Genomic DNA, 10,740 nt, shown 5'->3' with positions numbered 1-10,740 from the left:
TGACACTTTCCGCCCGAAGTGTCACACTTTTTTAGACCCACCCCCACCCCCACCGGCCGTTGGCCGCTGAGCCCACCCGGCGTGCTGGCGAGACGCGGACGCGTCCCGTAGCACCGGCCCGCAACGCAGTACAGGCAAGGGACTGGCATACCTCGGCCCCCATTCCTCCAGCCCGACACTGACAAAGAAGCGAGTGGCCCAACGCCCACTTCACGACATCCGCAAGCACCACCCCGCCACCCCGCCCCTCACCCCAACCTCAGAGATTTACCAAGCTCACGCACAACCCTTACGCCCCACCAACGGTCTCTTGATCGCCAACCACCCGTGAATCCAAGGACAACTCCCGGCAAACACGGACGGTACGCACCTCAGCGACACCCCGATCGACATCTCATCGACGCGGATGCCCGCCACGCATCCCCCGCATGCCAGGAGACCCCGCATGCAGCAGTACCTGCGACTCGCCCTCGCGACGGCCGCCGCGGCCACGCTGACGGGCGGTCTGCTCACCCTCTCGGTGACGACAGCAACCGCCGCCGACTCCTTCAAAATCGCGAAGGCCGACTTCAACGGCGACGGAATCGGCGACATCGTCGCCTCCGCGCCCGGCGCCTACGTCGCCGGAAAGGCCGACGCCGGCCAGGTCGTAGCCCTGTACGGCACAGCGACCGGAGTGTCGTCCACGAAGCGTTCGACGCTGAGCCAGAACTCCGGCAACGTGCCCGGTACCGCCGAGAAGGGCGACTACTTCGGCGACGCGACGGCATACGCCGACTTCAACGGCGACGGCTACGACGACCTCGCCGTGGGCTCGCCGTACGAGAAGGTCGGCACCGACACCGACGGCGGCGCGCTCGCGATCCTGTGGGGCTCGAAGAGCGGCCTCACCGGCAAGAGCAGCGACGTACCGGACCCGGCCGTGTCCGGGCACGACAACTGGGGCCAGACCCTGGCCGCCGGCGATTTCGACGGCGACGGCAAGGCGGACCTGGCAGTGGGCAGTTCGGCCGCGACCGTCTATGTCTACAAGGGCGGCTTCAGCAGTTCCACCGGCAAGCCGGGCGGCCGTTACACGATCAAGCCCCCGATCCACGCCGGCACGACCGGCTTCCCGTACGGCCCGAAGCACCTCACGGCCGGTGACGTCAACGGCGACGGCCGCACCGACCTGGTGGTCGACGGCTACGAGACGCAGACGTCCAACGGCTGGAACACCAACTACTACGTGCCGGGCGCCGCGAGCGGCCTGAGCATCGCGGGCGTACGGACCCTGAAGCCCGGCGTCGTCACCGGCATCGGCGACATCAACGGCGACGGTTACGGCGACATCGTCAGCGGCGCCGGCTGGGACGCCACGACCGGCGACGGTACGACCATCCCGGACTCGGCGACCGGCGGCAAGGTGAACATCACCTACGGTTCCGCGTCCGGCCCCGCCTCCACCACCGGCATCACCCAGAACTCCGGGAACATACCCGGCAGTTCGGAGAAGGGCGACGCCTTCGGCTGGGACCTGGACCTGGGTGACGTCAACGGCGACGGCTACCAGGACGTCGTGGCCTCCGCCCCCAACGAGGACCTCGGCGCCGCCACCAACGCCGGCATGGTCACGGTCATCTACGGCTCCGCGAGCGGCGCCAACACCACGACGGGCGTCCAGTCCTTCGCCCAGAGCACGGCCGGCGTCCCCGGCGCCGACGAGAAGAGCGACCTCTTCGGCGCCGACGTCAAGCTCGACGACGTCAACGGCGACGGCAAGGCGGACCTGATCGTGGGCTCGTACGAGAACAGCGCCGACGGTGCGGTGACCTACCTGCCCTCCAACGGCACGAAGATCGTGACGACCGGCTCCCGTGCCATCTCCGCGGGCGCGGCGGGTGTCTCGACGGCGGGCACACCGCAGTTCGGCGCACTGTTCGCCGACTAGCCGAATAGCCGACAAGGACCGGTCCGGGCCCAGGCCCAGGACCCGGCTCCCCTCCCCCGGTCGGGCCCGTGGCCGTACGCCACGGGCCCGACCACACCCCCCTTACGTCCCTTAGGGGATGTCACAGCTCGGCAGCAAAGCCCCACCCGAAACCCCCGGCCCGGCCCGTGACTCTGCGGAACCAGGTACGTTCGATGACGTGGCTGGATTCAGGATCGGACGCGGCGGCCGGGACGGCCGGGCCCCGCAGGCGCGCCCTCAACAACCTCCGTACGGGCAGCAGGCTCCCCCGGCACCGCAGGGAGCGCCGCAGAGACAGCCGTACGGCTACCCCGCGGCGCCGCAGCCGTACCCGCAGCAGCAACCGCAGTACGGAAGCCCCGCGGGTGGCGGCGGTCGGCAGTGGTCCCAGGGGAACGCCGGCAACGGCGGCTACGGCGACGAGCCGGAGTACTTCGGCGACGGCGGCGGATACGCCCAGGGCGCCCACCCCGGCACCCCGGACCCGTACGCGGCGAACAACCCGGGCAACACCCAGGCGTTCTCCGTAGGTGAGGACCCGTACACCCAGGGCGGTACGTACCGCGCGGGCTCGGCGCAGGCCCCCACGGGCCCGGTGGGCCCCCGCCTGCACTGGAAGGACCTGCTGCGAGGCATCGTCCTCGCACCCCAGCAGACGTTCCTCCAGATGCGGGACTACACGATGTGGACCCCCGCCCTGATCGTGACGTTCCTCTACGGCCTGCTCGCGGTCTTCGGCTTCGACGGCGCCCGCAAGGACGCCATAAACGCCACACTCGCGAACGCGGTCCCGATCGTCCTCATCACCGCCGTGGCGCTGGTGCTGTCGTCCTTCGTCCTTGGCGTGGTCACCCACACCCTGGCCCGCCAACTGGGCGGCGACGGAGCCTGGCAGCCCACGGTCGGCCTCTCCATGCTGATCATGTCCCTCACGGACGCCCCCCGCCTGGTCTTCGCCATGTTCTTCGGCGGCGACGCGACCTTCGTCCAGGCCCTCGGCTGGGCCACCTGGGTAGCGGCCGGCGCCCTCCTCACCATGATGGTCAGCCGCTCCCACGACCTCCCCTGGCCCAAGGCCCTGGGCGCCTCCGCGATCCAGCTGATCGCCCTGCTGTCGATCGTAAAACTGGGCACGTTCTAGACACTCCCGGAGGCTTCTCCACCACGACGGCCAAGGGCTCCCGGCACACACCGGGAGCCCTTGGCCGTCGTCCTGACCTCTGACGGGCAGGTCTACGGCGGCTGCTACTCCGGCCCTCAACCTCATCCGTCCGTTCGCCGAGTGGCACATCATCCGCGACGCCCGCCGACGCTCATCCCGCGGCCGTTACACCTACGCCGCACACAAGGGTGACTTCCTCCGCTGGAGCACTGCACGACGCCTCTGCCCGCCCGATCTGGTCATCGAGCGCTCAGCCGCCCAACTCCCAGGCCACTTCCAGGCCACGGAGGAGTACCGAAAAGAGCCGCTGCGCTGCTTCAACGACACCGCGTTGCCCCTGGAGGTCCGCGTCGCAGCTGCTCTCGTCTGCCTCTACGCCCTCCCCCTGACCCTCAACGATCAGCTGCAGCACAGCCCCCCGCACAGCAACACGGCCGGATGCGGATACCTCTTGCCCACGCAGCGCGGAACACCGCCATGATGGACGCCCTGGTAGACCTGCCGCCCATGGTCATCGCCGACCTGCTCGGCATCCACCCCAAGACAGCCGAACGCTGCCGCCCCGCAGGGCCAGGCAGTTGAGCAGGGCGGTGTTCCGAGTCTGCGCTATTGGGGGATGGTGACCAGGATGCGGCCGTGGCCACCGCCGGCGTCGACGTGGTCGTGGGCCTTGGCGATGTCGTCCAGCGGGTAACAGTCGCCGACGGCGACAGTAAGGGCGCCGACAGCGGCGGCGGAGGTGAGGTCGCGGGCGGCCTGGCGTTTGGCCTCGGCGGGGAAGTCGTCGCTGCCGAGCAGCCGCAGGGTGACGTTGTTGAACAGCAGCGGCCAGAAGGGGATCTCGGTGCGGTCCGCGCGGGTGGCGTAGGCAGCGATGACGGCCCCCTGGGCGGCGACGGCGTTGTCGAGATCGGCGTTGTCGGACAGCGCGACCTCGATGATCCGGTCGACGCCCCGCGGCGCGTACGAGCGGATGGCCGCGGCGGGGTCGCCGGTGTCCAGGGCGACGGCGTGGGAGACGACGGCCGGGTCGACGCGGTCGAGGTCCGCGGTTCGGCGGACGGTGGCGATCACGGTGGCGCCGGCCCAGTGGGCGAGCTGGGCGGCCAGGGAGCCGACGCCGCCGAGAACTCCGTGGACCAGGACCAGTTGGCCGTCGACCGGACCGTCGGCGAAGACAGTGCGGTGGGCGGTGATGCCGGGGATGCCGAGGCTCGCGCCCAGCTCGTCACTGAGGTGGTCGGGCAGAGGTACGGCCTGGTGGTCGGGTACGACGGTGTACTGGGCGGCGGTGCCGAAGGGACGGTAGGACTGGGCGCCGTATACCCAGACCCGTTGTCCGACGCGGTGGGCGTCGGCTCCGGCGCCCACGGCGTCGATGACTCCGGCGGCGTCGCTGTGCGGGATCGCCCGCGGGAAGGGCATGGACGAGCCGGAGGCAGGCCCGGCAGGACGTATTCGGATGGATCGCGCAGTATTACAACCGAGAGCGGATCCACTCGACCATCGGCTACCTCACCCCGTATCAGGCACGGACCCGCTATCAGCAACGCCTCGACCTCGCGGCATAAAACGGAAGTGTCGGACCTCAGGGGGTCACTTCACATGCAGCTGCACCCCTTCGTGCAGCCTGTCCAGAGACAGCCGCACACCAGCAGGACCGAATCTCAATCCACCTGTTCGCTCAGCTCAACGCCCGAACCAGCGGCAAATGCCCGCAGCTTCCCAAGCCCAGTGAGCGGACGGTGCTGACGCAGACGATGCCCTCCGATACGGTCCCAGCCATGGCGAATGGCAACCGTGTGCCGGAGAAGGTGGCGTGGATCCTGGTGCGGGACGACCGGGTATTGGTGACACGTAGTCACGGCAGACATCGCTTCTACTTCCCGGGCGGTCATCGTGAACCGGGCGAGTCCGACGCCGAGACCCTGGTGCGAGAGATCGACGAGGAACTTCAGGCTGCAATCGCCCCCGGTTCCATGGTGCACTTCGGCACCTTCGAGATCGGCGAGGGCCATCCGGATCACGACCCCTTCCGGATGATCTGCTACACCGCCGATCATCAGGGTGCGCTGACCCCGTCTAGAGAGATCGCCGAGAAGGCGTGGTTCCGCTACGCCGATCGGGACCGGGTCTCGGCCGTCGACGAGATGGCCTTCGACGCGCTTCACGAGGCCGGGCGACTTTCCTGATCCCGTGACCGCGGCCTTGTTCACAGAGCCGCAGCCAGTCGTCCAATCCCCCCGATGCCACGTTCGGTTGTGAGACGGATCTGGTGACATACGCCGCCCAGGTCACTTGCTAGCGCTTGACCCGGCCGCGGAGCGCAAGGGCGGCAAGGCCGAGCAGGGCAGGTTCGACGAGTCGGGAGAGCATCTCGGCGTAGATCCCGGAGGTGGTCAACGATTGGGTCGGGGAGCGGAACGCAGCTGAATTGATCACTACGCGCACGGATTTCTCGAACCGCTCGGACGTCACGCGCCGGGCAAGCGGCCCATCGGGGTTGACCGGATCGGTCGTAGCGCTCGCCTGCGACATGCTCTGGCCGGTCGGCCGGTCGGCCTGGCGCCGGTCGCGGGCTTCGCGTCTTCCTTCGGCAGGCCTCACAGCATCATCACGAGCACGGTGGCGACCATGGCCCCCAACAGCCAGACCAGCGCCCGGGACGCGCGCAAGCCGTAGCCCGACATCGCCCAGTAGAAGGCGAGGAGCGTGCGCTCGGCGCGGGGCCGCTTCAGGTCATGACGACGCATCTCCATCTCGCCGTAGTAGAAGTCCGCGGCATCGGGCTCGTTCCTGCTGTCCTCGAAGGATTTGCGGAGCTGCCGATACAGCGGAGCCAGCGCCGACGGCTCCAGCACCTCCGCTCCGGCCGGTGCCGCCATCCATGCGTCGCAGCCTCGCGCGGAGCGCCAGTGCTGCTCCTCGACCAGGGTTCGCCGTACGGTCCAGCGCATCGGTATGCGCCCGTGTCGCAGCACGCCCGCGGGCGGAAGCGCCAGGGCGCAGTCGCCTTCCAGGCGCAACTGGTCGAGGTGCACTGCGCCGGAGAACAGGCAGTGGGTGAGGTCAACGTTGTGCAGCACCAGATGAGCGGTGTCCACGCCGCGCACGGATGCCATGTGCACGCGCGCGTCGCGACCACCCAACTCGCCTTCTCCCAGGGCGTGTTCGGTCCAGCCGGTCCCGGTCCGGTCTCTGAAGGGGGCGGCCTGGGCGGTGACGCTCAAGGGGTGCGCCAGAACTGATTCGCTAAGGTCGACGGTGGCGTACCGCAACCGCAGGACCGCCTTGGCCTCCCATCGTGTGCGGGTGCACCACACCCTGCCCGCCGCCGCCTCGATGATGACGGGAGCCGCGAAGACCACCGCCGACAGGTCCAGGGACCCCGCGCACACCAGGGGCCCCAGCCGCGAGTCGCTTTCGAACCTCGCTCCGTCGAACCAGGCGTGGCCGCCGAACCTGGTTCCCTGAAGGCCGACGTTCCCCAGGAACCGCGCGCCGTCGAACGCGGCGTTGTTCAGGAAGCCGACCAGACCGAACCTGACGTAACCAGAAAACCGTGCCCGGTCGAAACGCACCTCGCCGGCGAACCGTGCCTCACCGAACCACGCATCGCCGTCGAACCGTGCTTCACGGAACTGGGCAGCGCGGAACCGTGCCCGCTCGAACTGGGCGTCGCCGCTGAACTCCGTGGCCGCGAAGCTGGCCCTGCCGAGGAACACCGCCTGCTCGAAGCCGGCTTCGTTCCTGAAGTGAGTGCCGTCGAAATCGGCGTCACCGAGGAACCGCGCCGAATCGAACCGAGCCGTGCCGAGGAGGGGCCGGCGGGTGTCGGGATCCCGGACGCCGCCGAGGAGTCGGTTCAGCAGATCCTCGGTGAGCGAGGTGCCACGGTGGTCGAGATCACTGCCAGGCCCCAGACTCGTCAGGTAGGCGGCGCGGTGGCTGTCACAGAGGTGGGCGAGACATTCGGCGTACGGGTCCACACGACGGCCGAGGCAACCCGTCGGGGAGTCTGTCGAGTCGGCTCCGTGTCCGCAGTACGGCCAGGGCGGCACGGCCGCGGAGGGGTGAGCCGTCGAGTCGGGAGGGGACGTCACACCAGTGAGGGAGGTGCAGGCCCGGGCAAGAGTTCCGCGCCCCGGGCGGAGCTGCCAGCTATGGCTCAACCAGCTTTCCCTGCGCGGATTGCGAACCGCATTGACAATCGATGGCACACGCTCGGCTGTGGCTGGCGCAGGACTGCATGTACCACTACTTGGCCGGCACTTCCTCAGAGCGGATCAGAGCGCTCCGTCTGACAACTTTCCGAACGCGAACCCGCCCGAAGAGAGGCCCTCGGTGATCCTTAAGTTCTAGTGGTCGTCGCAACACCCCAGTTCAAGGGGTGCGATGGACTTCGAGATCAGGCAGGGCCGGGGCCAGGCCCAGGGGCCAAGGAGGCTGGTTCGCGAGCGGGAGCAATACTTCCGGCTTGTGGATCAAGGAATCAGCTATGACGAGGCGGCCCGGCTCGTCGGTATCAACCGGCGGACGGGCAAGCGGTGGCGCAACGGCCGCAATGCTTCTGGCAGGTTCAGGGCAGTGCCACCGGCCAATCCGGAGGCACCGCATCTCGACCTGATCGATGCCGGGCCGCCCTCGTCCGTGCCGTCGGCCTCCAGGTACCTGCGCGAGGCCGACCGCACCCACATAGCCGACCGACTGCGGGAGAAGGCGTCCGTCCGGCAGATCGCCTCGGAGCTGGGCCGCAGCCCTTCCACCATCAGCCGGGAGATACGGCGAAACCGGCGCCCCATGCCCCGGGGCGGCTGGGTCTACCATCCCTTCCGCGCCGATCGGCAGGCCGAACGGCGACGTGCCCGGCCCAAGCCCGGCACGATCGGCCAGAACCCCCGAGCTGCGGGACTTCATCCAGGACCACCTGACGAAACGGTGGAGCCCCGAGCAGGTCTGCCAGGCTCTGCGGACCGTCTTCCCCGAGCGGCCGGAGATGCACGTGACCCACGAGACGATCTACCAAGCCCTCTACGTCCAGGGCCGCGGAGAACTCCGCCGGGAACTGACGCAGGCTCTGCGCACCGGCCGCACCATGCGCCGCCCGCACCGCCAGTCCCACAAGCGCATATCCCGCCCGATCAAGAACATGGTCATGATCAGCGACAGGCCGGCCGAGGCGGAGAACCGGGCGGTCCCCGGCCACTGGGAAGGCGACCTCATCATCGGCAAGGACGGTCGCTCCGCCATCGGCACGCTGGTCGAGCGGTCCACCCGCTACGTCATGCTCGTGCCCCTGCCGAGCGGCCACAACGCCATGGCGACCCGCGACGCCCTGGTCGCCACTGTCCAAACCCTCCCACCGCACCTGTGGCAGTCCCTGACCTGGGACCAGGGCTCAGAAATGGCAGCACACCGCGCCTTCACCCTCGCCACCGACATCCCGGTCTACTTCTGCAACCCCGCCAGCCCGTGGCAGCGCGGCTCGAACGAGAACACGAACGGCCTGCTGCGGCAGTACTTCCCCAAGGGCACCGACCTGTCCGACCACAGCCCCGAACACCTGGTGACCGTCGCCGCCGAACTCAACAGCCGCCCACGCAAAACGCTCGGCTGGGAAACCCCAGCCGAGCGCCTCGCTAAGCTACTGGATCTAGCCAGCTGACCAGCAGTGTTGCAACGACCCCTCGAATTCGCCATCAACCGAGGGCCTCTGTGCTCACCAGTACCCCAACCCCAACGACATCCGCAGGTCAGACGGCTTCCGTGTTCGGCTTAGCCGCTTCCCCCGACCTATGCACCGGAGGCAAAACACTCCAGGGGAAGTTGATCCAGTCGTCGGTCCGCTTCCATACGTACTCGCACTTCACCAGCGACTGCGACTTCTCGTAGACGACCGCGCTGCGCACCTCGGCGACGGTGTCCAGGCAGAAGTCGCGGACCAGCTTGAGCGTCTTGCCGGTGTCGGCGACGTCGTCGGTGATCAGGACCTTCTTGGAGGAGAAGTCGATCGCGTTGGGGACGGGGGCGAGCATCACGGGCATGTCGAGGGTGGTGCCGACGCCCGTGTAGAACTCCACGTTCACGAGGCTGATGTTCTTGCAGTCGAGCGCGTAGGCGAGGCCCCCGGCGACGAAGACCCCGCCGCGGGCGATGCTGAGGATGACGTCGGGCTCGTAGCCGTCGTCGGCGATGGTCTGCGCGAGCTCGCGCACGGCGACGCCGAACGTGTCGTAGGTCAGGTTCTCCCGTACGGCGTCCATGCTCACACCTGCGTTCGGTGGAAGTTGAGGAAGGAGCGGGAGGCGGTCGGGCCGCGCTGGCCCTGGTAGCGGGAGCCGTAGCGCTCGCTGCCGTAGGGGAATTCGGCGGGTGAGGTGAGCCGGAACAGGCACAGCTGGCCGATTTTCATGCCCGGCCAGAGCTTGATGGGGAGCGTCGCGAGATTCGACAGTTCCAGCGTCACGTGGCCGGAGAAGCCGGGGTCGATGAAGCCGGCGGTGGAGTGCGTGACGAGCCCGAGCCGGCCGAGGGAGGACTTGCCCTCCAGTCGCGAGGCGAGGTCGTCGGGGAGTGAGACGACCTCGTAGGTCGAGGCGAGCACGAACTCGCCGGGGTGGAGGATGAACGGCTCGTCACCCTCCGGTTCCACCAGCCGCGTCAGGTCCGCCTGCTCGATGGAGGGGTCGATGTGGGGGTAGCGGTGGTTCTCGAACACCCGGAAGTAGCGGTCGAGGCGCACGTCGACACTCGACGGCTGCACCATGGATTCGTCGTAGGGATCGATCCGGACCCGCCCGGCGTCGATCTCGGCCCGGATGTCCTTGTCTGAGAGAAGCACGCCCCGAGGATACGCAAGACGCGCGGACCGACCACAATCGGACGGACCCGCGCGCCTGCGACTACCTCGGTACCGCTACTTCTACTGCTTCTCCTACTGCTTCTCCAAGGTCACCGGCACCGCACTGCGGAGCCGGGCACACCGTGGACACCGGACGAGCCGTCCGGGCCCGAGCCGCTCGGCCTGCTGCATCGGGAACGAAGCGGTGCTGAACACGTGCCCATCGGCACAACGGACGACGGTGCGCTCCATCAAGTCCATGAGTCCCTTCCCCAAGAGCCGCGTCCGGCTGCTGCTCGCCGGACGCCAAATGCCACATTACGGGATGAAAGGAACGACTCTCCAGGCGGCACTCCGTCCCACCCGGACCCTCTTCAACGCCTCCACCGTACGCCCCAACTCCGGTCCCCCGCAGCCGCGTCCACCCTCCGAAACGCGACCGGGCCCCAGGGCCTCAACGCCGGGAGCCGGGCATGAGGTAGAGTGAGCGGGCATTCGACACCGGCTCAACCGGCGTCTTTCGCGGGTGTAGTTTAGTGGTAGAACATCAGCTTCCCAAGCTGAGAGTGCGAGTTCGATTCTCGTCACCCGCTCCAGAATTTGCCCCAGGTCAGCGGCCTGGGGTTTGTTTCTTGCCGGGAGCAGGCCAGGTGGTGGCTCTGTGATCTCTGAGGCAGGGACGCGTTCAAGAGAACGGCGAACATGATCGCCTCGTTCACGGCTTCGTACTCCCGGCGCCTCAAGTCCAGCGCACCCGGGTGAGGGCTCTCGGCGGGTCCCGGCCCG

8 protein-coding genes, 1 tRNA gene and 2 pseudogenes are annotated in these 10,740 nt (G+C 68.3%); 6 read left to right on the top strand and 5 right to left on the bottom strand.

All coding sequences use genetic code 11. The annotated features are described in order from the left end of the window. The first annotated feature begins 445 nt into the window (after positions 1-445). Both OC490_RS21120 and OC490_RS21115 read left to right on the top strand, forming a co-directional pair. Entirely contained in the window at positions 446-1,930 is a 1,485-nt protein-coding gene (locus tag OC490_RS21120) for an FG-GAP and VCBS repeat-containing protein (protein WP_262059516.1), read from the top strand. Positions 1,931-2,048: 118 nt separating this feature from the next. Beyond that, positions 2,049-3,092: a Yip1 family protein gene (locus OC490_RS21115; RefSeq protein WP_262059515.1), complete on the top strand. Its 1,044-nt coding sequence runs from the start codon at positions 2,049-2,051 to the stop codon at positions 3,090-3,092. A 627-nt stretch (positions 3,093-3,719) separates the two neighbouring features. Here OC490_RS21115 and OC490_RS21110 read toward each other — a convergent pair. Continuing rightward, positions 3,720-4,547 (bottom strand): annotated as a pseudogene (locus OC490_RS21110) (NADPH:quinone reductase); the annotation flags it as partial. 32 nt (positions 4,548-4,579) lie between these two features. Between OC490_RS21110 and OC490_RS21105 the strand changes: the two are divergent. Continuing rightward, the gene (locus OC490_RS21105) at positions 4,580-4,684 is read left to right on the top strand and encodes an IS3 family transposase (protein ID WP_410098789.1); all 105 of its coding nucleotides are present in this window, start codon (positions 4,580-4,582) and stop codon (positions 4,682-4,684) included. A gap of 213 nt (positions 4,685-4,897) precedes the next feature. Further along, positions 4,898-5,305, top strand: coding sequence for an NUDIX hydrolase (locus OC490_RS21100; RefSeq protein ID WP_262059531.1), 408 nt, complete (start codon positions 4,898-4,900; stop codon positions 5,303-5,305). A gap of 109 nt (positions 5,306-5,414) precedes the next feature. Here the strand turns inward: OC490_RS21100 and OC490_RS21095 are convergent, their stop codons facing one another. Further along, positions 5,415-5,651 carry a hypothetical protein gene (locus tag OC490_RS21095; protein ID WP_262059514.1) on the bottom strand — a complete coding sequence of 79 codons (237 nt, stop codon included), beginning with the start codon at positions 5,649-5,651 and terminating at the stop codon, positions 5,415-5,417. Between the two features lie 65 nt (positions 5,652-5,716). Continuing rightward, positions 5,717-7,216, bottom strand: a complete 1,500-nt coding sequence (locus tag OC490_RS21090) for a pentapeptide repeat-containing protein (protein ID WP_262059513.1) — start codon at positions 7,214-7,216, stop codon at positions 5,717-5,719. 292 nt (positions 7,217-7,508) lie between these two features. On the opposite strand from OC490_RS21090, the pseudogene OC490_RS21085 reads away from it, so the two are divergent. Continuing rightward, positions 7,509-8,778 (top strand): annotated as a pseudogene (locus tag OC490_RS21085) (IS30 family transposase). Between the two features lie 88 nt (positions 8,779-8,866). Here the strand turns inward: OC490_RS21085 and OC490_RS21080 are convergent. Both OC490_RS21080 and dcd read right to left on the bottom strand, forming a co-directional pair. Further along, positions 8,867-9,376 carry a phosphoribosyltransferase gene (locus OC490_RS21080; protein WP_262059512.1) on the bottom strand — a complete coding sequence of 170 codons (510 nt, stop codon included), beginning with the start codon at positions 9,374-9,376 and terminating at the stop codon, positions 8,867-8,869. 2 nt (positions 9,377-9,378) lie between these two features. Then, positions 9,379-9,954: a dCTP deaminase gene (gene dcd, locus OC490_RS21075; RefSeq protein WP_019055444.1), complete on the bottom strand. Its 576-nt coding sequence runs from the start codon at positions 9,952-9,954 to the stop codon at positions 9,379-9,381. 522 nt (positions 9,955-10,476) lie between these two features. On the opposite strand from dcd, the gene OC490_RS21070 reads away from it, so the two are divergent. After that, positions 10,477-10,550, top strand: a tRNA-Gly gene (locus OC490_RS21070). Positions 10,551-10,740 lie beyond the last annotated feature (190 nt).

Origin of the sequence: Streptomyces sp. STR69, assembly GCF_024519455.1 — a bacterium.
In the GTDB taxonomy this organism is placed as follows: domain Bacteria; phylum Actinomycetota; class Actinomycetes; order Streptomycetales; family Streptomycetaceae; genus Streptomyces.
This window is presented reverse-complemented; position numbering and strand designations above follow the sequence as displayed.